At 41.3% G+C, this 25,133-nt stretch carries 24 protein-coding genes; 17 read left to right on the forward strand and 7 right to left on the reverse strand.

Annotated features, from left to right (window positions below):
• Positions 1-9: 9 nt before the first annotated feature.
• Entirely contained in the window at positions 10-1,578 is a 1,569-nt protein-coding gene (locus tag LEP1GSC192_RS05815) for a hypothetical protein (protein ID WP_020769042.1), read from the reverse strand.
• Between the two features lie 171 nt (positions 1,579-1,749).
• Between LEP1GSC192_RS05815 and LEP1GSC192_RS05820 the strand changes: the two genes are divergently transcribed.
• Together LEP1GSC192_RS05820 and LEP1GSC192_RS05825 are read left to right on the forward strand one after the other, a co-directional pair.
• Entirely contained in the window at positions 1,750-2,337 is a 588-nt protein-coding gene (locus LEP1GSC192_RS05820; RefSeq protein ID WP_020769280.1) for a YceI family protein, read from the forward strand.
• A 163-nt stretch (positions 2,338-2,500) separates the two neighbouring features.
• Positions 2,501-2,758: an integral membrane protein, PF10048 family gene (locus LEP1GSC192_RS05825; protein ID WP_020769355.1), complete on the forward strand. Its 258-nt coding sequence runs from the start codon at positions 2,501-2,503 to the stop codon at positions 2,756-2,758.
• On the opposite strand, the gene LEP1GSC192_RS05830 is transcribed toward LEP1GSC192_RS05825, so the two are convergent.
• Both LEP1GSC192_RS05830 and LEP1GSC192_RS05835 read right to left on the reverse strand, forming a co-directional pair.
• On the reverse strand, positions 2,748-3,503 hold the full coding sequence (locus tag LEP1GSC192_RS05830; protein WP_020769072.1) for a DNA-binding domain-containing protein: 756 nt from the start codon (positions 3,501-3,503) through the stop codon (positions 2,748-2,750). The genes LEP1GSC192_RS05825 and LEP1GSC192_RS05830 overlap by 11 nt on opposite strands.
• Positions 3,500-4,312, reverse strand: a complete 813-nt coding sequence (locus tag LEP1GSC192_RS05835) for a DUF692 domain-containing protein (RefSeq protein WP_036089276.1) — start codon at positions 4,310-4,312, stop codon at positions 3,500-3,502. Before LEP1GSC192_RS05835 ends, LEP1GSC192_RS05830 begins: the two co-directional genes overlap by 4 nt.
• A 46-nt stretch (positions 4,313-4,358) precedes the next feature.
• On the opposite strand from LEP1GSC192_RS05835, the gene LEP1GSC192_RS05840 reads away from it, so the two are divergent.
• On the forward strand, positions 4,359-4,817 hold the full coding sequence (locus LEP1GSC192_RS05840) for a YHS domain-containing (seleno)protein (RefSeq protein ID WP_020769207.1): 459 nt from the start codon (positions 4,359-4,361) through the stop codon (positions 4,815-4,817).
• Here the strand turns inward: LEP1GSC192_RS05840 and LEP1GSC192_RS05845 are convergent, their stop codons facing one another.
• Positions 4,818-5,729: a DnaJ domain-containing protein gene (locus LEP1GSC192_RS05845; RefSeq protein ID WP_020769247.1), complete on the reverse strand. Its 912-nt coding sequence runs from the start codon at positions 5,727-5,729 to the stop codon at positions 4,818-4,820.
• Between the two features lie 105 nt (positions 5,730-5,834).
• Between LEP1GSC192_RS05845 and LEP1GSC192_RS05850 the strand changes: the two genes are divergently transcribed.
• From LEP1GSC192_RS05850 to LEP1GSC192_RS05870, 5 genes are read left to right on the forward strand one after another with little or no spacing between them, the layout of a single operon-like run.
• On the forward strand, positions 5,835-7,694 hold the full coding sequence (locus LEP1GSC192_RS05850; protein ID WP_020769137.1) for a carbon starvation protein A: 1,860 nt from the start codon (positions 5,835-5,837) through the stop codon (positions 7,692-7,694).
• Positions 7,691-8,242: an NUDIX hydrolase gene (locus LEP1GSC192_RS05855; protein ID WP_020769052.1), complete on the forward strand. Its 552-nt coding sequence runs from the start codon at positions 7,691-7,693 to the stop codon at positions 8,240-8,242. Before LEP1GSC192_RS05850 ends, LEP1GSC192_RS05855 begins: the two co-directional genes overlap by 4 nt.
• Before the next feature lie 34 nt (positions 8,243-8,276).
• Positions 8,277-10,049 carry a hypothetical protein gene (locus LEP1GSC192_RS05860; RefSeq protein WP_020769395.1) on the forward strand — a complete coding sequence of 591 codons (1,773 nt, stop codon included), beginning with the start codon at positions 8,277-8,279 and terminating at the stop codon, positions 10,047-10,049.
• A gap of 1 nt (position 10,050) precedes the next feature.
• Positions 10,051-10,797: an NRDE family protein gene (locus LEP1GSC192_RS05865; RefSeq protein ID WP_020769301.1), complete on the forward strand. Its 747-nt coding sequence runs from the start codon at positions 10,051-10,053 to the stop codon at positions 10,795-10,797.
• Between the two features lie 7 nt (positions 10,798-10,804).
• Positions 10,805-11,188, forward strand: a complete 384-nt coding sequence (locus LEP1GSC192_RS05870) for a PilZ domain-containing protein (protein ID WP_020769393.1) — start codon at positions 10,805-10,807, stop codon at positions 11,186-11,188.
• Here the strand turns inward: LEP1GSC192_RS05870 and LEP1GSC192_RS05875 are convergent.
• Positions 11,180-12,028 (reverse strand): AraC family transcriptional regulator, encoded by an 849-nt coding sequence (locus LEP1GSC192_RS05875; protein ID WP_020769066.1) that lies wholly within the window; start codon positions 12,026-12,028, stop codon positions 11,180-11,182. The genes LEP1GSC192_RS05870 and LEP1GSC192_RS05875 overlap by 9 nt on opposite strands.
• Positions 12,029-12,331: 303 nt before the next feature.
• Here LEP1GSC192_RS05875 and LEP1GSC192_RS05880 point away from each other — a divergent pair, with 303 nt between their 5' ends.
• Positions 12,332-13,255, forward strand: a complete 924-nt coding sequence (locus LEP1GSC192_RS05880) for a porin OmpL1 (RefSeq protein ID WP_369750037.1) — start codon at positions 12,332-12,334, stop codon at positions 13,253-13,255.
• A 93-nt stretch (positions 13,256-13,348) separates the two neighbouring features.
• On the opposite strand, the gene LEP1GSC192_RS05885 is transcribed toward LEP1GSC192_RS05880, so the two are convergent.
• Positions 13,349-15,523, reverse strand: a complete 2,175-nt coding sequence (locus tag LEP1GSC192_RS05885; RefSeq protein ID WP_020769304.1) for a copper-translocating P-type ATPase — start codon at positions 15,521-15,523, stop codon at positions 13,349-13,351.
• Between the two features lie 166 nt (positions 15,524-15,689).
• Between LEP1GSC192_RS05885 and LEP1GSC192_RS05890 the strand changes: the two genes are divergently transcribed.
• Complete coding sequence (locus LEP1GSC192_RS05890) at positions 15,690-16,868, forward strand: MFS transporter (RefSeq protein ID WP_020769164.1); 1,179 nt, start codon at positions 15,690-15,692, stop codon at positions 16,866-16,868.
• Between the two features lie 7 nt (positions 16,869-16,875).
• Here LEP1GSC192_RS05890 and cueR read toward each other — a convergent pair whose 3' ends face one another.
• Entirely contained in the window at positions 16,876-17,265 is a 390-nt protein-coding gene (gene cueR / locus LEP1GSC192_RS05895) for a Cu(I)-responsive transcriptional regulator (protein ID WP_020769106.1), read from the reverse strand.
• A gap of 137 nt (positions 17,266-17,402) precedes the next feature.
• Between cueR and LEP1GSC192_RS05900 the strand changes: the two genes are divergently transcribed.
• The 7 genes from LEP1GSC192_RS05900 (at position 17,403) to LEP1GSC192_RS05930 (ending at position 25,067) form a co-directional block, all read left to right on the forward strand.
• Positions 17,403-17,609, forward strand: coding sequence for a heavy-metal-associated domain-containing protein (locus LEP1GSC192_RS05900; RefSeq protein WP_020769403.1), 207 nt, complete (start codon positions 17,403-17,405; stop codon positions 17,607-17,609).
• Positions 17,610-17,614: 5 nt separating this feature from the next.
• On the forward strand, positions 17,615-18,037 hold the full coding sequence (locus tag LEP1GSC192_RS05905; RefSeq protein WP_020769094.1) for a hypothetical protein: 423 nt from the start codon (positions 17,615-17,617) through the stop codon (positions 18,035-18,037).
• Entirely contained in the window at positions 18,021-20,411 is a 2,391-nt protein-coding gene (locus tag LEP1GSC192_RS05910) for a cation-translocating P-type ATPase (RefSeq protein ID WP_020769091.1), read from the forward strand. The genes LEP1GSC192_RS05905 and LEP1GSC192_RS05910 overlap by 17 nt, the downstream gene beginning before the upstream one ends.
• A gap of 71 nt (positions 20,412-20,482) precedes the next feature.
• Positions 20,483-21,319, forward strand: coding sequence for a hypothetical protein (locus tag LEP1GSC192_RS05915; protein ID WP_020769208.1), 837 nt, complete (start codon positions 20,483-20,485; stop codon positions 21,317-21,319).
• 75 nt (positions 21,320-21,394) lie between these two features.
• On the forward strand, positions 21,395-23,356 hold the full coding sequence (locus LEP1GSC192_RS05920; protein ID WP_020769288.1) for a DUF4178 domain-containing protein: 1,962 nt from the start codon (positions 21,395-21,397) through the stop codon (positions 23,354-23,356).
• 9 nt (positions 23,357-23,365) lie between these two features.
• A complete protein-coding gene (locus tag LEP1GSC192_RS05925) occupies positions 23,366-23,566 on the forward strand; it encodes a hypothetical protein (protein WP_020769151.1) in 201 nt (66 codons plus the stop codon).
• A 1-nt stretch (position 23,567) separates the two neighbouring features.
• Complete coding sequence (locus LEP1GSC192_RS05930; RefSeq protein WP_036089195.1) at positions 23,568-25,067, forward strand: polyamine aminopropyltransferase; 1,500 nt, start codon at positions 23,568-23,570, stop codon at positions 25,065-25,067.
• Positions 25,068-25,133: the final 66 nt, after the last annotated feature.

Genomic DNA, 25,133 nt, shown 5'->3' on the forward strand with positions numbered 1-25,133 from the left:
TATTCCATTCTAATCTTTGGGAATTTCGTATTCTCGATATTCCCAAAGACCCTTCGTTTTTACTTCCTTTTCCTTCCAAGCATGACCCAATAATTCCACCCAAACGGGGCGAATCTCCGCTTCAGCCAATACTTTCATACGATATTTGTTCATGAGAATATTATCCGACTCGGGAAGTTTTGCCGCATATTCCACCACTGCATCCGAATAAGAAATAAATCCGACTTTTTCTCCCGGATGTTTTTTTGAAAGGAAGGAAACTATATGATCCATTCCTTGGGAAGAAGTTTCATTATGAACACATAATACTCTTTTTTGGAAATAAGAAGGCCCGATGGAGCCGCAAAGAACGTCATCCAGGAATAATAGACTGGAAGCTTGAGAATCCGCATAAATAGAACGGATCGCTCTGATCTCCTTGGAACTTCTTTGGTAATTCACAAATCCGGCCAAGGTCATTCCGAAAGAATAAAACAACAAAATAGTAAACGTTAAGTTTTTGCCGGATCTTCCTAGTTTCAATTCGGAAACTTCGGCAATTTCTTTCAAAACCAAAACGAACGGGATCAATGCTAGTCCAACGTATCTTGGTCCCCAATTGGAAACTCCATCGTTGGGAGCTAAGAATGCGATCAATATGATAAACACAAACGAGCTGATCCCTAAATGAGAATAAGTAGCTTCTATCTTTCCTTCTTTTGATTTTTTTACAAAAATATAAAATAAAGGAAGAAGGATCGGTAAATAGATCAAAAGTCCGGGCATTGTGTACGTCCCGATCAATATCGTAAACGCTCTGGAAAGAACCGTGCCTTGGTCTTCTCCCGTATTAAAATTTTGGAAGTATCTAGGTCCGATCGGATGTTGGTAATCCAAGGTATGGAATAAAAATAGAAGAAGTACAACTACTGAAAAAGATACAGAGAACCAAAAAGATCTTTTCCACCAATCTTTTCCGAAAGCGATCCAACCCACGGCCCAGAAGACCACAAAGAAGATCAGAACTTCTAATCTTAACCAAACTCCGAGTCCTAGAGCGATCCCTCCGATCAGCTTATTGAAAATTTTATCTTCCGTTTTATAAAAGAAAGTGAGTCCGAGTAATTCTAAAAGAAGAAGAGGGGGATGTTCCGAAAGTTCCGGCCCCATCAAAAAGATATAAGTTCCAAAAAAAGTGAAAACGAGCCAGAACCAGGAAAGATCCCAAAATCTTCTTAGAATAAAAGCGGAAATTAGATTGAACACTCCCATCAAAATGGAAACGATCGGGACCCAACCGAAAACTAAAAAAGGCGCAATGATAAGTGTGAGAAAGATCGGATATTGACCGATCATTCTATCTCCGATCTGAAAGACCATCGGGGCTTTCCATAAAAAATAACTGTAATTCGGATCCAGATCCAAGGAAGGATAGATCAGATTTTCGGTGCTGAAACCGGACTGGAACATGGAATATGCTTGGTGGTATTTCAGAAACTGATCCGAAAAAAGGGCCTCCCAAGGTTTTCCTAAAATTAGGATCCCGAAGTAAAATAAACTAAATACAATAAATCCTTTTGAAATTCCGGCTGTTTTCATGATCGAAGGCAAGCATCCCCTACCCCCTAATTTATGAAACGAATTCTTGCCGGTACAAACACTTATAAGAAAGTTTTTCGGAATAAATTTTGTATTTTTACTTGTAATTCCAATAATTACACCGGGAGATCAGTCTAAAATCCAAAACATTCTCAAAGGAGAAAATCACTCGTGAAAACGAAACTTTATCTGATCCCTAGCCTTCTGGTGCTTTTAACTTTCGGTGGCCTACAAGCTGGAAATTTTAAATTAGATAACGCTCATACAGGCGTTGGCTTCAAGATCAAACACCTTACCATTTCTAACGTATCCGGAAGTTTTAAAGACTTCAGCGGAAAATTCGCTTACGACGAAGCTACCAACACTCTTACCGACCTGGATGTTACTATCAAAGCGGCTTCGATCAACACTAACGACGAGAAAAGAGACGGACACTTAAAAGGAAAAGATTTTTTCAATGTAGAAGATCATCCTTCTCTTACATTCAAAGCAAAAAAAGCCACCGTTAAAAAAGGTGGAGTCTCCAAGATCCAAGGAGAATTGACTATCAAAGGAGTGACTAAACCCGTTACTTTAGATGTTAAATTTTCCGGTTCTGCAAAAGACCCATGGGGAAACACTCACCTAGGTTTCGAAGCGGAAACGAAGATCAAAAGAGCCGATTTCGATATCGCTTGGAACAAACCTTTGGAAAAAGGCGGACTTTTGATCGGAGAGGAAGTTTCTATTCGTATCGAAGGCGAAGCAATTCCAGAATAATCTTTTTTAACCAATCGGGGCTTTTGGAAGAAGGTCCCGATGTTAATGACCATTCTTTGCGGATTTTCCTTTTTTAACGTAACCTTCTCCCCTGCTTATCGAATTAAAAATGGATCGAATCTAAAAATCGTGTTTCGATCAAATCATCCGGAGAACCGAAAAGATGAACAATCTAACCAAAAGTATGATCATTGGAGCAGCTCTAACGGGCTTATTTGCTACTGGGGCAAAGGCCGAAACGAAAGATGCAAAAACGGAAGAGTCTAAGGGAGAATGTCACGGTATCAATTCCTGCAAAGGAACGGGAGACTGCGGAGGAAAAGGACATAGCTGCGCGGGAAAAAATTCCTGCAAAGGACAAGGCTGGATCTCTCTCACTAAAAAAGAATGCGAGGACAAAAAAGGGACTTTTAAAAGTTAACCTCGGATACAAGACGGTTTATCTTCATCCCCGAAAGGAATTCTGAAATCGATCCCAATCCTTTCGGCGGACTTCCTGAAATTTTCAAAGACTCAAGGATACTTTTTCCGTCAGATAAACTTTTACCGAAGGTCCACTCCCATTCTTCCAGCTCGGAAACGAATAAGTCCGATCCTTTTTTTCCTAAGACCAAATATTGTTTTTTTTCCTTTAAGAATTGAGGCAGATCTTCCGAGTTTTCGGTTTTCCAAAGATCATAAACTGGATAAGAATATTCTAAAAATCGAACTGACTCGTGAAAGGTAATTTTCAGATCCTCCGTTTCATTTCGGGAAAGCGAGTTCCGCAGATTATCTTCCTCATTTTTAGGCAAATGGAATATTCTAAAAACATGAAGTTCGAAGTCCGCAATTTCAAACAGAACAGGATGTTCGGAAAAGTTTTCCTTTAAGAAGTTCGGGAAACTTTCCCCATAATTAGATATATTATAAGAATGAGATGGATGATCTTCTATAAACGACTTTGCAGTTCCAAAAAAGCCCTCGTCTCCTAAAATCTTCCAGACTGTTTCGTATTTTTCTCCCAGAACTTCCGTAAATCGAGCTTGGTATGCATTTTGGTAGACTGCAATCGCCGAATTTGGTTCTAATTTTCCACCGGGCAGAATATAATCCTGCAAAAGCGGACCTTCTTCTCTTCCTAAGAGCGCGTTATAAAATATATTTCGGAATTCTTCCGGTTTCATTTGGACACCGATTCCAAAATGGATTTTGCTTTCAGAGCTTCTTCTTCCATTTCCGGAAAGCCGGGAATATCCTCGTCCCATTCTAATAGGATTGGAATTCCTTGGATCTTATCCGAGAAAGAAGAGAATAGTTCCCAGACTTCTTTGGCAACCGGCCTGGAATGAGTATCGAATAGGAATTCTCCTGTATCCGTATGTCCCGCAAGATGGATCTGGCCCACATTTTCCCAGGGAATAGAACGTAAATATTCGGACGGGGAAAATCCATGGTTTACAGAGTTCACATATATATTATTAATATCTAATAGAATTCCACAGCCGCTTTTTTTTGAAAGTTCGGAGATAAATTCCCATTCAGTCATTTCATTTTGGGGAAAACTCAAATAAGTGGAAACATTCTCCAATAGGATCCTTCTTCCTAATATTTCTTGTATTCGTTCGGCTCTCTCTATCGCAAACTCCAAAAATTCTTTCGTAAACGGGAAAGGTAAAAGGTCGTGCAAATAATTTCCCGATTGTTCGGTCCAACAAAGATGATCCGAAACCAAGAAGGGATCTATCCTTCGGATCAATTCCTTCCATCGTTGTAGATATTTTTTATCGGGAAAAGTTCCGCCAAGTATAGATAAGGAAACTCCATGGAGAGCGACCGGAAAATGTTTGCGGATGGACTCCAACATTTCCAAGGGGCGACCTTGTGTATCCATATAATTTTCGGTGATCGCTTCGAACCAAGAAATCCTGACAGGTTCACCCTTTCTTAAATAAGGATAATGTTCTTTTCTTAAGCCTACTCCGATGAAAGACATATTTTCTCCGATGTAACCTATTTCGATCCGATCCGAAGAAGGATACATGAACAAGTCATATTTTTTTCCGATCCTATTTTTACTATTCTTGGACTGCTCAGGCAGACAGCTCGTAGACCCAATCTTTAAAGCAAATGGAAAAACCGCGATCCACGGTTACGACGTGGTCGCTTATTTTACGGAATCCAAACCGAAAGAAGGAAATCCTAAATTCAACTACCTTTGGAAAGGTGCTGAGTGGAGATTCTCTTCCGAAAAAAATCTGGAAACTTTCAAGAAGTCCCCGGATAAATTCACTCCTCAATACGGAGGTTATTGTGCATACGCAATGAGAGACGGAGAAGCGTATGAAACGGATCCTAAGGCTTGGAAAATTGTATCAGGTAAATTATATCTGAACTATAACGAAAAAGTTCACGGTTTTTGGGAAAAAGATGTACCCGGAAATATCGTAAAAGCGGATCGGCAATGGAAGGTCTTGCCTATAAAAGAAATCAAACCTTGATCAACGATCTTTCATTACTAAAAAATTATACGAAGCGATGATCCTTTGGGTCATTTCCAGTCCGTCTTTGTTTACATCCGGGTGGTATTTTTTGATCATCTCTTTGTATTTATTTTTTAATTCAGCTTTTGTGTATTCTTCGGAGAGTCCTAAAAATTCACGATGTTCTCTTGTTTCCGAGTCTTCATCCTCGTAAAACGATCTCGAAGAGAACTTTTTGCGGAAATTGGATTTTTTCTTTTTAGTCTTTTCTTTTTCTTCTTCCCGAAATTTTCCGAAAATTTCGTAATAAGCTCTATCCCTATATTCGGAAGTGATTTGTCGGATAGGGAATAATTTTGTATTTAAGATTTGGTAGAAATAGTTTTTTAAGAAGACGTCCGCTCCAAAATCTCCCGAAAAACTTTTTCTGTCCAAAAATTCCGAGATCCCATTGTCCACTAATCTTTGCAGATCGAATTTATCGTCGAAATAAGAATCGAATGCATCCTCGAATTTTTTTGTGGAAGAAATAAGTAAAAGCAGAAGTTCCTTATCCAGATCATGTCTTTCCAATTTGGAAAGAACAATCTCTTTTAAATAAGAACGGAATTCATCCAGATAGCTATCATCAAAATATACTCCGCCCTTTGCGAATTCATAGGCGAGGCCTTCTATTTTTAAGACCTTCTCCAATAATAAAATGAGAAGATCCGCATTATCTTGGGTAAATCCTTGGGAACCTTTGGAGGAATATTCCCTTTCTCCTCTGAGAGTATATAAAAGTTTAAAATAATCCTCTCTTCGGATCTCCAAAATTTCGATCAGTTTCTCGGAGGAGATGAACCACTCACAATCATTACTCCCGGACTGTAATTCGAAAATTACGTCCTCTAAGGATGATTTGACCTGATCGAAACTTCGGGCGTTCAAAGCAAGAACCTATACTTAGACCCTCTGCCCGTACCTGAGTTTGTCCATTCATTTTCCCGAGAAAAAAGATTTGATCCGGGCCGCATAAAACGAGATTTTTCCCACATGTTACCCCTTCTTGCGGTTTTCGGTTGTTTCACTCTTTATTTTTTAGGTTATAAGTTTTACTCCGGATTTCTATCTAAGTCCATTTTTCAACTCAAAGACACAGTGGGCGATACACCCGCTCATAAATTCAACGACGGTGTGGATTATCTTCCTACGAAGCCTGCAGTTCTATTCGGTCATCATTTTGCTTCCATCGCGGGACTTGCTCCCATCTTAGGCCCTGCGGTTGCAGTGATCTGGGGATGGTTGCCTGCAATGCTTTGGGTGGTATTGGGCGGGATTTTTGTAGGTTGTGTTCATGATTTCGGAGCGATTGTAGTTTCTATCCGGAACCAAGGAAAATCCATCGGCCAAGTTGCCCAAGATCTTTTAGGACCTAGGGCGAGAAGTTTATTTCATGCGATCATTTTTTTCTTAGTAGCTTTAGCTATGGGTGTGTTCGTGATCGTTCTTGCGGAAATGTTCTCCGCGGATCCGAAATTGAAACAGGCTCCTGTTATCCCTCCGCCTAAAATCGAACAAACACAAACTACTCCGAGCATCAAAGATCATGTGCATCCTTCCGAAGTGAGAGTGGAAACTCCTTCTTCTCCCATTAAACTCAGAAGCCATTTTCCTGAAGCGGTCATTCCGACTGCAGGGATCATGCTGTTTGCCATCTTGGTAGGTTGGCTTCATTATAAAAAAGGAATGAAACTTGGTCCTCTTACGTTCGCATCCGTGGCTCTTACATTAGTAATTATGGTGCTTGGGATGAACGATTCCATCCTGACCTGGACGGGTTTAAATGATGTAGAGAAATCCCCCGGTGTCCCAAGCTGGAAAATTATACTTCTAATATATGCTTTCTTGGCCTCCGTCACTCCGGTTTGGCTTCTTCTCCAAAGTAGGGACTATATCAATTCTTTCCTACTGTATATTGGAATTGTCGCAATCTATTTCGGGTTCGCAAAAGGAAGTATCTTCGGTGAATTTTCTTCCTTTAACGCGGAAGCAATCCGGACCGAAAAAGTGGACATGGATATCATTCCGTTCGTATTCATAACTATCGCATGCGGCGCCGTTTCAGGTTTTCATGCTTTGGTAAGTTCCGGTACCACGGCTAAACAATTGGATAGAGAAATTGACGCAAGAGTGATCGGATACGGTGGGATGATCGGCGAGTCTCTTTTAGGTCTGACATCGGTTGTTGCCTGCACGATCGGATTTGCTTCAGCGGGAGAGTGGTCTTCCTTTTATAAATCCTGGTCGGGTATCCAAGGTTTAGCTCCTTCCGTAGGAGCATATATCTACGGAACCGGAAGATTTATCTCTCAATTAGGTTTCGACGAAGATTTTGCGCAAGGTTTTATCGCGCTTGTGGTAGTAAGTTTTGCCTTAACTTCGTTGGATTCTGCAACTAGATTATTAAGATATAATATAGAAGAGATTGCGGAAAGTTTCGGATCGAAAACGATCGAGAAAACTTTAGGAAATCGTTATGTTTCTAGTATCCTTGCTTGTGCGGCCATCGGATTTTTTGCATTCTTACAGATAGATCAGGGAGGAAAAAAGACCGCTGCAGGATTGGCACTTTGGAAACTATTCGGAACCACGAACCAGTTACTTGCAGGACTTGCTTTACTTGTCATCACAATCTATCTATTATACTCTAAAAAAAAGACGTGGATCAGTTTTATACCTATGGTATTCGTATTAGGTGCTACATTATGGGCGATGGTCATTAACTTCTACGACTTCTTATTCTCCAAATCCCCTAGTTATTTGCTGGCAGCAGTCGGAGGAGTTTTGATTTTTCTAACCGTTTGGTTATTATTCGAAGCGATCTTAGCTTGGAGAAGGTTTTCTAAAACATGAAATTTTGTAGCGTTTGCGGGGCGGAGGTAGTCCAAAAAATCCCGGAAGGAGACAGTCTCACTAGACATGTCTGTGAGAACTGTGGTACCATACATTACCAAAATCCAAAGGTGATCGTCGGGACCATTCCTATCTGGGAAGGGAAAATACTGCTCTGCAAACGTGCAATAGAACCCAGAAAAGGATACTGGACCCTACCCGCCGGATTTTTAGAGAATAGGGAAACGGTAGAAGAAGGCGCTGTAAGAGAAACATCGGAAGAAGCAAACGCGAAGATAGATATAATCAGACTTCATTCGGTATATAGTATCCCTCATATTAGCCAAGTGTATATGTTCTTCCTCGCCAATTTGATAGACGGAATTTTTTCAGAAAGTCCCGAATCTGAAGAAGTAAAACTATTCACACCGGAAGAGATCCCTTGGGAGGAAATCGCATTTGCCTCAGTAACATTTGCATTAAAACGTTATACGGAAATATCGGAGACCTCCGAGGCCGGCACTCATTTGGGTTCCATCCGAAACAGAAAACTAGAGGATAAAACATAAGTGCATTTTTTCTCGGAAGGAATTTCCTAGTAGCATGTTCGGAAAAAATTTTCCTTTTTTAGGTCTTCTTTGGATCTTATACGCTACCTCGATTTCCGCAAATTCGCTCATCAGCACGGAATCGGGCTCATTCTCTCCGAACTGGGATGGGGTCTCGGATATTCTGCGATTCAAGATCCAAACTTCTTCTTTGCCCAAACTTCAAGATTGGGAGCTTACGATTAGAAGCGCCTCCGGGGAAATTGTACGAAAATTCGAAGCAGGTAAGATCCGCAAAAAAGGATTCACACTTTTTTCAGACGAGAATGAATTCGCTCCGGAAGATATTTATCTACCTTCTATCCTAGAATGGGATGGGGAGAATGAGAACGGCGTTCCCGTGGGAGACGGATATTATACCTATCAGTTATTTTTGCTAACAGCGAACAAAGAAAGGATCCTTTCCGAAGAGTCCACATTCTATCTGGACGCAAGACCTCCTAAAGCGGAAGCAAATTGTAAGACGAAATTACTATTAAGCGAAGATAGGAATTTATCCAAGATCATCATACAACAGAAAACTTCCGGAGAATCAGCGGATATTTTTATCGGAGAATTTTTGGACCTTGAAGGCAGGTCCTTAAAAGCTTATACTTGGAGAACAAGGGAAGTCCCATTTCAACTCGTTTGGGACGGAACGGATTCCAACGGTAAACCTGTCGCTCCGGGGCTTTATACTTATAAACTTACCGGTAGAGATCCTGCAGGGAACGAATCCGTAGACAAGATCGAAAATCTGACGATAAAAAACGAATCTTCCGGAGTTGATCTAAACGTAGAAGGATATCTATTCCCTTCGGATCCGAACAATACGTTAAATCGCATTAAGTTTTCCTCATACGTTTCCTCCAAATTAAAATCGGATTCCTACGAATTGGAAATTTTTAAGAACGAAGTAAAAGAGGACAATTTGGTCTTCTCCCAAAGATCCTTAGGCGAACCGCCTGCTGAATTGTTCTGGGAGCCCAAAAACAGGGAAAACAAACCTTTAGGACCGGGAGTCTATTTTTATCGTTTAACCGTCCATAATAGATACGACAAACACATCAGCGTTCCTAAAAAATTCCAGCTTTCCGATCAAAAACCGAAATTCTCCTATGATGTTTCTCCAAACGGTTTTACTCCTGATGGAGATTGGCAAAAAGATCTGGTAGAGATCCGTCTAAGATCAAAAGGACTTCCAATCGTATCCTGGAAGATCAATATTATGGAATCCTATTATGATGGGGAAAAGCAGGAAGAAAGAGTCGTCCGAAGCTGGAACGGGACGGGAAACGGTCCGGATAAATTGATCTGGTACGGATTAGACGATCAAGGTAGAAGAATAGGATCTCTTGCCGAACTAAGATTTGTTCTCTCTTATAAAGACGTATTCGGCGGAGAAGAAGAATTGGAACTAGGAGATATCAAAACGGATATCCTGGTCGTAAAAGAAAAAGAAGGTTTCAGATTCTCAATCCCGAATCGGATCTATGAGGACAAATGGTGGACCTTACCTTCTAAACTAAAATCGGTCTTAAACAAATTTCCGGGATATAAAGCCGAACTGCAAATCCACACTTCTCATCGAGGAGACGACGAATACAATCTAAGAGCTTCCGAAGAAAAAGCGAAGAAGGTATTCCAATCCTTATTCGGAAAAGATCATGAATTCGGAAGATATAGATTCAGAGGATATGGAGAAACGCTCCCTTTGATCCCGGGCAACGGAGCTTATGAAGTGGATCGGAACGAAAGAATCGATTTTTTCTTAAGCGTAGGAAAATAAAATGTGCACTTCTTTGATCTATAGGGATCCGGAGAAAGGAATACTTGGAGTCGGATTCAACCGAGACGAATCTGTAAAAAGGAAACCTTCTCTTTTTCCCCAACTACTCGAATCCAATTCCGGAAAAGCCATCGCTCCCATCGATGGAGAAGCAGGAGGCACTTGGATCGGAGTTACCCAAGCAGGGGAAATTATCTGCCTAGTGAATTACTACGAAGCTACCTTAAAATTACTGCGTAATCCTGTAAGTCGAGGATTATTAGTCCGCTCTATATTGCTTGGAGAAAGAACCCCCGAGTCTTATACCGACTCCGAACTGGAAAAATATTATCCGTTCAAACTTTTCAAGGTAAACGTCGAGAAGACAGAAATTTTTATCTGGGACGGTAAGACTTACGTAAAAGAAACGGACTCCGAAACATTTGCCGTTTTCGGAAGTTCTTTCACCCAAGGACCAAAGGCACAAGTCGTAAGAAGAGAAACCTTCGATTCACATTTTCGTCCGTCCTCCCTTCCGGATGCCCGAGGTTTTACAAACTTAGCAAAGTCCTTCCTGTCTTCTCACCTACCGGAACAAGGCGCTCTATCTCCTTGTATGCATAGAAGAGACGCGCGTTCCGTCTCCAGGACAGTAATCGTTTTGGATGGAACTTCCGTTTATTTCTCTTACAAGAATTCCCAACCTTGCGAGGAAGGACCCGAAGAGGATTATAATTTCACTTTGACTGAATTTCGAACTTCTGCATGATTGTCGTATGGCGGGCACTAATTCCCTTTTCGACGATAAATACGAATACCGGGACCCTTCTCAACAGAAGAGGAAGAACGCTCGCGTCAAGATCACTATAGACGGTGATTTTATAGTTAAGGGTAAGACCCAGAGATTTCCGGTATTCATCGTTGATATAGGAACTGGGGGAGCAGGCATTGAGACCCGCACTTCCGTTTTTGAAGGAGACCGCATCATCCTATTCGGAAATATCAACGGCAAAAATATGGAACTTGAGTCTGAAGTGATCCGAGTTTCCGGAAAAAAAGCCAACGTGATCTTCATCAATCTTTCCGACGAGGACAAGGATCTTATCCAAGACTTGATCCATAAAAAATTCTTCGACAAAGATAAAAAGCCTTTATCGTAAAGAATGGCGAATTCCATTTATATCTTCTTCCGTTTCTTTCGGATTTTTCACAAGTATTCTCGGCCTTTCCCATTCTCTGCTTAGTAGAATATTGGAAGGTTTCTGACCGCAAGCAAGGCGGAAAGATCTACTAAAATGTGCGGCATCCGCAAAACCTCCCATAATAGAAGCCTGGACCAAATTCCTTCCGGAAGCAAAACAATCCGCCGCTCTTCTGATCTTAAGATACATTAAAAATCTTTTTAAGGATATTCCGATATTCTCATAAAATAAATGTCTAAATCTACCGGGAGACAAACCCACTCTTTTAGATAAATGTAATAGATCTATCTCGGAAGGAAGATCGGATAAATTTTTTAAATACCTTACGATCTCAAAGATCCTAGGATCGATTGGAAGAATTTCGGTCTGAAAACCGGGAAGATCCTCCAGAGACTCGATCAAATCCTCCGTAAACTCCGTTGCAATTTCATAATCCACGTTTCCGCGAATAATCTGGCTTGCTTTCTCTTTCAGATCCGGAAACATTTCCTCATCAAAATGTAAAATTCCTCCGGATAAATTCGCCCGGATACGAGCAAATTGAGAAGAACTAGGATCTACCAAAAGCACAATCGCACCTGTTCCGGAATAACGCACTTTATGCAGTAAATTCGGAGGAACTAATGCGATACCGAAATGGATCACCTCTTTTCCCGGTAGAAAAATTTCGGAAGGTCTTTCCAAGGAAACCGCGATCTTAGCAGTACAATTTCTATAATATGATCTGCTATTTTCTCGATACGGTCCGAAAAGAGAAGAAAAGAAAACCATTTCGTCCGAAATCCATAAAAAGTCCATATGGCTTCTCCTGTAAAAAAGTCAGCCCAGTAAGTTCCCCTTTAAGATCTTTTTTAATCGAACGTTATAAAAAACCCGTTCAAACAAACGGGAGTCGATTGAACAATAGAGGCCCTATTTAAAATACATTATATTTTTATAATTTGTAACCCAAGGCTGGACTTTCCCTTTTTTATTTGAATATAAAGGCTATAAGAAGACAAGTTCGACCTCCATATTCAATCCTTTTTTGCCTCCCCTTTTAAAAATCGTTAGATGTAAAATTTTTTAGGTGTATGGATGAAAAAATCAAAAGGAAGGTTTATGAAAAATCAATCCGTACAAAAAACTACAAAACGAAAACAGAATCTCAAAACGTTAGGAATAATGACGTTACTAGTATTCACTTCTTCCATCCTCGAAGCTAAGACTTACGTTTTCGGAGGTTTAGGACTTCAATTCAATTTGGGAGCACTTGGAGATACGATCACCAAAGACGGATTAGAGTCTTCTACAAACTACCCTGACACTGCTACAGACGGTACTCCAGGAATTCTACCAAGGCGTCTGATCGTTCCTGAAAATAGAATGATCACCTTGGACAAAAGTACGAACGGACTTATCAGTGCTAAAACTGGAGGTCCTATGACAGGGCTTGTGCTTTCTTTCGGATACGAACAAGATTTCGGAAAAGCGTTCTTCTGGAGAGTAAATGCCAATTATACCCGTAAGTTGTTAGGTGGAGAAAGCGAGGCCAAATTTTTAAGAGCAAAATTCGCGGAAACAAACTGGGACTATAATGCGGTGCAGATCCCATTCAATATTGGAATTAAATTAAACGTAAGTGATGACGCTTCCTTTTACATAGGAGGTGGAGTTCATTATTTCAAAGGAGGATGGACTTTAGGGGGTTCTAACTTTTCGGAAGTAGTGCATGATCAGTTAGTCGCCTTAGGAGTAAGCAGCAATATCTCAAATCTTCTCCAAGACGGAACGGATCCGCCTGCGATTTTTGAGAACACTCGGTTCAGCGTTTCGGGTGTTGCACCCAACTGGATCGTAGGAGCGCAAGCTCGTTTATCAGACAAGGGTCATATCTATATTGAAGCCGAGACCTTGTACTCGTTCAAATACGGAATAGCTCATCCAAGTTCCATCGGAGGGATCGCAGGGCTTGCGCCTAGCGTATCTTATCCGATCGTATTAGGAGGAACCCAATACAGGGTTGGATACAAACACGAAATCTAAAAGCGAAAAGGTGTAGGCAAAAATATCCGCTCTTTAAACGTATCGTAGCAAGAAGGAAGTCCTTCTTGCATTTTTTTTACCCGTTTGCAAAAATCATAATTTTGTTTTTCTGAGATGAAGTGCATTCATCACTACCGAAACGGAGCTCAGGCTCATAGCAGCTCCTGCGATCATTGGAGAAAGTAATATTCCGAATAAAGGATATAATAATCCGGCAGCGATCGGTATTCCCAAAAAATTATAAGCGAACGAAAAGAATAGGTTTATTTTTATATTCTTCATAGTCGCTTTGCTCAAACGGATCGCTTTAGATATTCCTAATAGATCCCCTTTGACCAAAGTAATGGAGGCACTTTGAATGGCGATTTCCGTTCCGGATCCCATAGCGATCCCAACGTCCGATTCGGAGAGTGCGGGAGCATCGTTAATTCCGTCGCCTGCGACTAATAGGATCTCGTTTTTTTTCTTAGCCGCTTTTACGATCTCTTTCTTCCCTTCCGGACTTAATTCGGAATAGATTTCCTTGATCCCTATCTGATCTCCAACTTTTTGGGCGGAAGTTTTTGCATCTCCCGTAAGCATCACGATCCTAATTCCAAGTGCTCCGATATCCGAAACCGCTTTTGGAGTAGTCTCTTTGATCGGATCTGCGACTGAAATGATACCTATATATTTTTCGTCCTCACCGACCCAAACCACCGTTTTCCCTTGGTTTAAAAAAAGTTCTTCTTTTTTTAGAAGATCTTCCGGTATTTCTTTTACGTTCCAATATTTTTTCTTTCCTACGTAAGCGGATTTACCCTCTATCTTACCCGTTACTCCATTACCCGTAATCGAAGAGAAATCGATCACATCCGGGAGTTGAACGTTAGACTCCTCAGCTTTACGAACGATTGCTTTAGCGATCGGATGTTCGCTCCTTAATTCTAAAGCAGAGGCTAATTTTAAGATCCGCTCATTTTCCGGATAAATTTCCGTCACTCGAGGACGCCCTTCCGTCAATGTTCCGGTTTTATCAGTGAATAAAACTGTACCCTTCTCCGTTTTTTCCAAGGCTTCCGCATTTCGAATCAAGATACCGTTCTGAGCGCCAATGCCTACTCCCACCATTACGGAGATAGGAGTTGCAAGGCCTAATGCACAGGGACACGCAATAATCAGAACGGATAATGAATTTAAAACCGCATAAGAAAGTGAAGGTTCCGGACCGAAAAAGTACCAAACAAAAAAGGTAATAACAGATAGAAGAAGCACGAAAGGAACAAGCAAGCCTGCGACACGGTCCGCCAAACCTTGTATCGGCGCTTTGCTTCTCTGAGCTTCTTCGACCATATGAATGATTTGTGATAGAGCAGTTTCGGATCCTATCTTATCCGCTCTTAAAATGAAACTTCCGGTTTGATTCACTGTGGCTCCGAATACACGATCCCCTTTTTCCTTTTTTACAGGAAGAGGTTCTCCGGTTAGCATGGACTCCTCGACATAGCTGGAGCCTTCCTCTATCTTGCCGTCGATCGGGATTTTTTCCCCGGGTTTAACTCTAAGTCTGTCTCCTACTCGGATCTCTTCAATTTGGATCTCTCTTTCCGAATTTCCTTCCAGCAAATGAGCGGTTTTAGGAGACAATCCTAAGAGCGCTTGGATTGCACCTCCTGTCCTTCGTTGCGCTCTAGCCTGAAGATATTCGCCTAATATGACTAAAGTGAGAATAACGGAAGCCGCTTCAAAATACAAAGCCGGTTTACCATGAGATTGAAGAGAGTCGGGAAAAAAATCGGAAAAGAAAAGAGCCGCAGTCGAGAACAAGTAAGCCGCTCCTACTCCAATCAAGATCAGACTGTACATATTCAGGTTCATACTCTTGAAAGAGGTGACCCCCTTTTTTACTAAAAAGAATCCTGGTCCCCAAAATATGAAAGAAGATAAGACAAATTGTATCCAATCTCCAAAGCCGAAAGTGAAATCGGAAACGAAATGAGGAAAAAACATTTCCGACATCGCCAAAAAAAATAAGGGAAGAGTTAAGATAGAAGATATTACAAACTTGCGAAATAAAGAGAGGATCTCTTTATCTTCCGCATCCGAGTCAGGCTCTCCTCCTCGAGGTACCAAAGACATTCCACAAATAGGACAATCTCCCGGTTGGTCTCGGCGTATTTCTGGATGCATTGGACAAACATATTCTATTTTTCTGAATGGCTTTATAGGTTCGGAAACCTTTTGTGTTGCCGGATGATGAGTATGTTGGTGATGAGCATGTTCTTCCATAATACCTTCCGCCTTTTATTTCCTTACGTCAGATCCTATACCTAAAAGGAAAACTGGTTTTTTCCGTTCGGAAGGACCGATATTATCCAAAAAGATACGAAATTCTTTTATTAAAAAATCCTTTTTTATTCGGATTACAACTAGCATTTATCAAAAACGAGGAACAATGAAAAAAATCACGAAAGCCGTCTGGATACTCTCCTTGATCAGTCTTTTTACGGACATATCCAGCGAGATGTTGTATCCGATCATGCCGCTTTACTTAAAGAGTATTGGATTCTCCGTGGTCCTGATCGGCGTATTAGAAGGGTTTGCGGAAGCGATCGCCGGACTCAGCAAGGGTTATTTCGGAAAACTTTCGGACCAAAACGGCAAACGGGTCCCTTTTGTTCAGTTCGGCTATTTATTAAGTGCGATATCCAAACCAATCATGGGATTTTTCACTTTTCCACTTTGGATCTTTTTATCCAGAACCATGGACAGATTAGGAAAAGGTATTAGAACAGGCGCAAGAGATGCATTACTTTCGGACGAGGCAACACCCGAAACCAAAGGTAAGGTATTCGGATTCCATCGGTCCATGGATACATTAGGAGCGGTTATCGGACCTACTTTCGCTCTAGTCTTCCTATATTTTTATCCGGAGAATTATACTGCTCTATTCTTTATCTCGGCGGTCCCCGGTCTTTCCGCATTCTTGGTATCAGGTCTTTTGAAAGAAAAGAACAAAACTGACCAACCTGTCGAACGGGAGAAAACCGACATTCTCTCCTATTTTATCTATTGGAAGAATGCTCCGAGCTCATATAAAAAATTAGTGATCGGTCTTTTAATCTTTGGATTGGTCAATAGTTCCGATCTTTTTCTTCTCTTAATGGCAAAGGCCAAAGGTTTGGGCGACTCTCAGATAATCGGAATATACATATTTTATAATCTAGTTTACGCTTTGTTTTCTCTTCCGGCAGGCATCATAGCGGACAAGATCGGGCTCAAACCTACGTTGGTCTTCGGTTTATTCACATTCGCTTTGGTTTATGGCGGAATGGCCTTTGCGATAGATCAGATCCATTTTTATTTCTTATTCTTTTTATACGGGATATATGCTGCTAGTACGGAAGGGATTTCCAAGGCATTGATCTCTAATTTAACTCCCAAATCGGATTCCGCCTCCGCAATCGGCACATTTGCAGGATTGAATAGTATTGCAGCTTTGATCGCAAGTAATTTGGGAGGATTGATTTGGTTTTACTCCGGGCCTAAGAGTATGTTCATGTCTGCCTCTTTAGTTTCCATTGCTGTTTCATTCTATTTTATTCGCCTTTCGATCAAAAAGTCAGAAGATTAGAAGGAACTCATTCTCCTTCCAATTCTTCTAAAATAGGACAATCAGGTCTATGATCTCCGTGACAATGTTTCGCTAAATGAGCGAGTGTATCGCACATGGATTGCAATTCCAAAATTTTGGCCTGCATTTCTTTAACATGTGCCATAGCCAGAGATTTGACCTGAACGCTTGCTCTGGATTTGTTTTTCCAAAGTCCCAGCAATTGTTTGATCTCGGATAAAGAAAATCCTAACCCTCTTGCCCTTTTGATAAATCTCAACGTATGTATATCTTTTTCCGAATACAATCTGTATCCTGATTCCGCACGAATGGGTTTGGACATTAATCCTATAGATTCGTAATGCCTGACTAATTTCGGGTTTACCCCGGATAATTTGGCGACTTCTCCGATATTCATAAAATTTAAACCTTCCAATGATTAGAAGGTTTAAAAAAACAATTTTTTTTAAAAAAAAGGTTTTTTTTCGGATTCGGGCCTTGACCTTCCCATCATTGGAAGGTTGACAATGGGATGATAGATCAAGGAGAAATAAAATGTACAAGATCAAATTATCAGGGATGACCTGCGATCATTGCGTAAAAACGGTAACAAGGACAATACAATCCTTCGATCCGACAAGTAAACCATCCGTCGACTTATCCTCACAAACCGCCCATTTTGAGACTGCGAAAGACATTACCACATTGTCCTCAAAATTGGAAGAAGAAGGATATCCTGTTCTTTCCATAAATAAGGAGTAAATGTTATGAACCAAAAAATGATCTTTATTGCAATTTTGGTCTTTCTTTTCAACTTTCCAATTCTTTCGCATGGAGAGAATAAACCGGGACCTCACGGAGGATTGATTAGAATGCCAGGAAATTTTCATGTCGAGATCTTGGACTTGGGAAATTCAAAGTACCAGATCTACCTTCTGGATATAAATTTCGAAAATCCGAGTTTAAAAAGCTCATCCTTAGTCGCAAAACTAAGAACCTCGGAAGGTTACAAAAATCTATCCTGCGAAGCTGCGAAAAATTCCTTTATTTGTACAGGAGATCCTAAGTCAAAGAAAACCAAAAAAGAACTAATTCTTTTTGCGAACCGCGAGAATTCCAAAGGATCGGAAATCAAATTAGAATTACCTCTCAAGAAGGATAACGGAGATAATCATGAACATAAATATTAAAGAAAACGAAACTTCTTCCTTCACCCAGGAAGAAAAAACATCCGAAATCACTTTGGATCTTTTCGGCATGACCTGCGCCAACTGTGCTAGAAGAATTGAAACAGGACTAAGCAAAGTTCCGGGAGTGGAAGAGGCACGAGTAAACTTCGGAAGAGAGACCGCATTCGTTAGATTTAAGGACCCGATAGAACCTTCAGAATTATTTTCCAAAGTAGAGTCCCTAGGTTATTCCGCAAAATGGCATTCTGAAAATAATTACAAGGAAACGGAAGAACTACATAAAAAGGAAAGATCGAAATTAAGATCCAGATTTTTAATCTCTCTTTTGTTTACGGCTCCGCTATTCTATTCGATGGTTTCTCACTTTTCGTTTTTAGAATTTTTACCGAATCCGAAATTGCTCATGCATCCGTGGGTGCAATTTCTATTGGCATTCCCAGTACAATTCTGGATCGGTTTTCCATTCTATAAAAGTGCGTTTAGAGCGATCAAAAACGGAAGTGCAAACATGGACGTGTTGGTTTCGTTAGGGACTTCGGCTGCTTTCGGATATAGCTTTATACTTTCTCTCTTGAAAGGAAAACAACAAGGAGATATACTCTTTTCTTCTTTATGGATAGAAGGAGCACATATACACTCGCTTCCACCATTATACTACGAAACCTCCGCAGTGTTACTTTGTTTTATACTCGCAGGAAAATGGATGGAAGCGGAAGCAAAAGGAAAAAGTTCTTCGGCAATTCAAACTTTGTTGGAATTAAAACCGGAAACGGCTCGCATTAAAAAGGAAGAGATTTGGTCGGAAATCCCGACAGAATACGTAAAAAAAGGAGATATCCTGCAAGTCAGGCCCGGAGAAAAATTTCCGGTAGATGGAGTTGTGACGGAGGGTTTTAGCTCCGTAGACGAATCCATGTTAACAGGAGAAAGTCTTCCTCTAGATAAAAAGAAAGATAGCCAAGTATTCGGAGGGACTGTTAACGGGAATGGAAACCTAATCATACAAGCTGTCTCGGTCGGGTCCGAAACAGTGCTTGCATCCATCATCAAAACGGTTGAAGAAGCGCAAAGTTCCAAGGCGCCGATTCAAAAGATCGCAGATAAAATTTCCGCCGTATTCGTTCCGGCAGTAATTTTGATCTCTTTATTTAACTTTCTATTATGGTTCTTCTTTTTAGAGGCGGGCAATTTAGGATCAGCTTTGGAAAAATCGATCGCGATCCTAGTGATTGCCTGTCCTTGTGCTTTAGGACTCGCTACTCCGATCTCGATTTTAGTCGGAACAGGAAAAGCTGCCGGCCAAGGGATCCTATTTAGGAATTCGGAAGTTTTAGAAACCGCAGCTTCCTTAAATCTGATCGCATTCGATAAGACAGGGACCATCACAGAAGGAAATCCTTCCGTGACGGATTATAGGTTTGTCGGAGACGGATCGGAGCTACTTTCTTTTTCCGCATCCGCAGAGTCTGCTTCTTCCCACCCTTTAGGTAAAGCGATCGTTTCTTTTGTAAAAGCAAAAGGACTTCCTGTCCATTCTCCGGAGAACTTACAGACGATTCCGGGACTCGGGATTACTTCTCAAGTAAACGAAAACAATATTAAGATAGGAAAACTGGAATTTTTTGACCGAAAGGAAAATTTCCCGAAGGATCTATTAGAAATTTCTAATTCTTGGGAGAAAGAAGGAAAAACGGTAGTCTGGGCAAGATCAGAGAATCCGGGAGTTGTCAACTCAAACGGCACGGCCAGGCCTTCCGCAAGTGCGTCCGGCTCCACTGTAAATTCGACTGTAGACGGCGATCTTGGATCTCCGACATGGATCATTTTTTCAATAGAAGATACAATCCGTAAAAATGCAAAATCCGCTTTGAAAAAATTGGATTCTCTCGGGATCGAAACTTTACTACTTACCGGAGACCACCTGTCCGTGGCAGAAAGTATCTCCTCTAAGGTCGGGATAAAAAATGTTCACGCTTCTCTTCTTCCGAAAGATAAAGCTGAGATAGTTTCCGACCTGCAAGCGGAAGGAAAAATCGTCGGCATGACGGGTGACGGTATAAATGATTCGCCTGCCTTAGCAAAGGCTGACGTAGGAATCGCTATGGGCACGGGAACAGGAGTCGCAATCGAGACGGCGGGTGTGGTTTTAGTAAAAGGAGATCTTGAAAAAATTGCCGAGGCAATCCTGATTGCAAAGGCCACCACGGGAAATATCCGACAAAATTTTTTCTGGGCATTGGCTTATAATACTCTTGGAATTCCGATAGCGGCAGCCGGACTTTTAGCTCCTTGGATTGCAGGCGCGATGATGGCATTCAGTTCCGTTTCCGTAGTCTTGAATGCGCTCCGACTTAGGAAAAAGGACATAAGATAAAAAATCGTTCAGTAAAATTTATCTCGTAAAGGGGTTCAATTTGGACCCCTCTTATTTCCGAAAATCCTAATATGGGACCGAAAAGAAATCGTATATACGTCATTCTTCTTTTCGCAATTCTGATCCTGCCTTTTGGACAACCGAAAGCAGACTTGGACAGTAATCGAGCCACCGCTTTAGTCCGTGTCGAAAGAGGATTAAAACAAAACGAATTTCATCTAAAAGCGATCAATAGCACTATCTCGAATTATGGAACTGAAGATGATAAGATATTGTTCCGCAGATGTTTGCAGCATCATATCGAGACATTTACCCTATACTTACAATTCGATCTCGCACACTCTTACGATGAAATGCGCCAAACCCAAAGATTATTGGTGATATTATACTCAAAGGCCGTGGAAGCCTCCGCAGCCAACGTGAGAAGAGAATTGGATTTTTTATCCAAATTTGCGCTTAGGACCAAAGACGCGGAAGCAAGACATCATTTGGAAATGGGTTATAGAGAATACGGGGCATCCAACCAAAAAAAGATCATAGCAGACAACACAAGACCTTATTTGCCAGGAATCAAGACACAATACCTCTACGAAGCTTTGAAATTATTAAAACAATCCAGGGAATACGTAGTTCTTCTTTCTCTAAAATTTCTCTCCGATTTCGAGCCGGATCTGCAAACCACCGAATTCGAAGAAATTTATAACGAGATCAATCGCGCAATGTTCAGCAAGGCGGACTATTATAATCGCATCCATTTCGATAACCATTTTCACATTTTCAATTCCCCGAACCTATACGAAGCTACTTGGGAAAATCCTGGCTTGCAAGAATTGGAAAAGGCCTTAGGAGATATAGATCCAGCCAGCGATCGGGCAAGAAGAATGGCGAAACGCTCCGTTATCCCGTAAAAATTCAGGAAATTTCTTTCGGAGCCGTAAAACCAGGATTGACAGAGTATCCTCCCGAAGTTATCACCTTTCTTTGTGTCGGAACTAAGTTGTCCCAATTGCGGAGCCCCAGTACCCATCATCAATAAAGCTTCCGTTTACGCGGTTTGCTCCAGTTGCAAAACTCTTTCCCTCAAAAAAGACGTGAATCTGGAAAAGATCGGAACTGCGGGAGAACTCGCCGACGATCATTCCATTATCCAACTCGGGACCCAGGGAAATTATAAAGGCACTCCATTCCGAGTAATCGGAAGGATCCAACTCAAATTCGAATTAGGATTCTGGAACGAATGGCATCTTATGGAAGGAGATGGAAGTTCCGCCTGGTTAGGAGAAGCCCAAGGTTCTTATTATTATACAAAACTAAATGTTGGAATTCCTACAGACAAGTTCCCAACCATAGAAGGTGACGGGGACCCTATCGTAATTGCTTCAGGCAGAAGAGAAAAGATCACTCCGGGGGACATTTTTTATTTAGGGGAAAACTGGACCTTAAAAGAGATCATGAAAGCGACCTGCATAGGCGGAGAAGGTGAACTCCCCATTGGGTTCCAAACCGGATACGAAGCGGTTCTTTTGGATCTTGCAAGCGAGGATGGATTATTCGGCACCTTAGACTACTCTGAGTCTCCTCCATTATTATTCTCCGGAAGTTTTGCTCCATTAGGAGAATTGAATCTAACCGGAATTAGGCAAGAAGAAGTCGCGTACAACCAAGCGCAGATCCCTGCAAAGACCATACAATGTAAAGGTTGCGGGGCCTCTCTCAATCAATTCAGTCCTGATTTCTCCAAATCTCTGGCTTGCGAATATTGCGGATCCGTAATGGACACAGAAAGTGATGATCTAAAGATCATCGCTAAATTCGATCAGATTTCCAAAGAAAACGTTCGTCTTCCATTAGGAACTCCCGTTAAGCTCCCCAACTTTCCCGAGTCCAAAGTCATCGGGATCTTACGAAAATCCACGGAAGTGGACGATGAGACTTATACTTGGACGGATTATCTTCTCAGATATAGAGGTGGATACGCTTGGCTCAATGAGAACGGGGATAATTGGACCTACTTTGAACCTTTGCCCGGAGTACCCAAATGGGCTCCCGGATTGAAACGTATCTTCCAGAAAAGATCCTATAAATGGTTCGCAAATTCGGATGCCAATACGGATTTCGCATTGGGCGAATTTTACTGGAAGGTTTCCGCGGGAGAAAAAGCACAACTCGAAGATTATATCTCTCCTCCGTATATGATTTCCTCCGAAAGAACGGATAAGGAAATTTTCTGGTCCAAAGGGACTTTTATTCCGTTCGACACAATGAAGTCTGCTATCCCTCTGGATACCGCTTCTAAATTAAGAAAACCTGAAATAGTCGGCGTATGCGAACCGAATCCTTTTAAGATCAGACTAAAACGGAATTTATGGGTGGCGTCGATCCTCACGGCCGTATTTTTTGTGTTTCAAGTATACGGATGTATAAAGGCCAAAAACCAAGTAGTCTATGAAGGAAAATTCAAATACGTCCAAACTTCTATGCCGAATACGGATATTGGCAGTACGAATTTCAGGGATAATTCTTTCGTAACCGAGGTGTTCGAACTAAAAGGAGAATCAAGCGAGAATGTGGAGATTCAGATCGAAGCTCCCGAATTGGACAATAAGTATCTATTCTTCTCGGCCGTATTGATCAATGAGGATACGGACACGGCATACGATACCTCTATAGAAACCAGCTATTACCATGGGGTAGATGACGGAGAATCCTGGTCCGAGGGTTCCAAATCCGATTCCAAATCATTAGCGGAGATCCCTCCAGGAAGGTATTATCTTAGATTGGAAAGCCAATCCGACTTCCCCGTGGGTTGGGGTTCCGATTATAACGTAAAGGTAATAAGAGATGTAATGAGCCCAGCTCCATTCTTCTTATTTTCCATTTTTTTATGGCTTCCTTTGATCTATACTTTTTTCAGAAGTTATTCTTTCGAATCCAAAAGAGTTTAAGGATTTATTATGTGGAATTTTATAAAAGGCCTTGTTTATCCTTTGTTTGCAGCTTCATTAGGGCTGGGATTTTTTTCGGAATATACAAAAGGGGGAGCCTCCACGGATTTCGAAGAAGTAAGCCAAGTTCCTAAAACCGTGAGACAGAATCCTGGCATCTACCGGTCTCACTACGCTTGGTTCACTAGAAATTTCCCGGGGGGAAAATAAACTGCAGAGAGCCTTATTAATCTCCGTCTTAATCCTTTCTTCTTGCGGCTTAGTATACGAGCTACTAGCGGGCACTGTTGCGAGTTATCTACTCGGAGAAACCGTGACTCAATTTTCTTTGGTCATCGGAGTTTATCTATTTTCTATGGGTATCGGAAGTTGGCTCTCTAGATATCTAATAGAAGATCTGATCCCTAAATTCTTGGACGTGGAACTCGCCTTGGGACTATTAGGCGGATTCAGCGCAGCGATTCTGTTTTTAAGCTTTGGGCAGACTAGGATTTTCCAAATCCCTCTCTTCAGTATCGTAGTGGCAGTGGGCACTTTGGTAGGAATGGAGATACCCTTACTTCTTCGTATCCTAAAGAACAAATTAGGATTTCGTGATATGGTTTCCAAAGTGCTTAGTTTGGATTACGCCGGAGCACTTTTGGCTTCCTTGGCATTTCCGATATTTTTCGCACCTAAATTGGGAATGGTGAGAACTTCTTTCTTTTTCGGATTATTGAATGCAGGAACCGCACTATGGGGAACATTCGTTCTTCCATTATCCGAAAAACATAAAAACCTATTAAGGGCAAAATCCGCTCTGGTATTGACATTGTTAGGATTAGGTTTCGCGTTTTCAGAGATGATCACTTATTATAGCGAAGAAAATCTTTTTTCTGACGAGATTATCTATTCTAAACAAACCAATTTCCAAAAGATCATCGTCACCAGATACAAAAACGAACTCAGGCTTTTTTTGAACGGGCATCTTCAATTCAGTTCCAGGGACGAATATAGATACCACGAAACATTGGCTCATCCGGCCCTTCTATCTCACCCCAACCCTAAACGAGTATTGGTTTTGGGGGGAGGAGACGGACTCGCAGTCAGAGAGATCCTAAAACATCCAGGTATAGAATCCATCACCTTAGTGGATCTGGATCCTGAGATGACGCGTATTTTTTCGGAGCAACCGGTTCTCACCGAGATTAACGAATCTAGTTTAAAAAACCCTAAAGTACAAGTCCAAAATGCGGATGCCTTTTTATGGTTAGAAGAATCGAGTTCGGTATTCGACGTGGTACTGATAGATTTTCCGGATCCGAGTAACTTCTCCATAGGAAAATTATACAGCACAGCATTTTACAGAAGTTTAAAACGAAGACTTAACGAATTTTCAGTCGTAGAGATACAATCCACTTCCCCGTTATTTGCCAGAATGTCTTTCTGGTGTGTAGAAGCCACTCTCAAAGAATCAGGGTTTAATACCAGAGCCTTGCATGTATACGTTCCTTCTTTCGGAGAATGGGGATTTATTTTAGGAAGTGTGGGGAAATTGGGAGGATACAGAAAAGATCTCCCAACCGGATTAAAATTCCTGAATGAAACAGAATTAAGATCGATTTCGGAATTTCCGCAAGATATGTCCAAGGTACCGACTGAACCGAATCGTCTGGACAACCAAAGTCTCGTACGCTATTACGACCAAGAGTGGAATCGGATCTTAGATTAAAAAGATCCGGAACTTCCTCCATTTATAAGGTTCCCAAATTTTAAATAGATCCCGATTTTTCTAATC

This window comes from Leptospira sp. B5-022, from assembly GCF_000347035.1.
Taxonomy (GTDB): domain Bacteria; phylum Spirochaetota; class Leptospiria; order Leptospirales; family Leptospiraceae; genus Leptospira_B; species Leptospira_B cinconiae.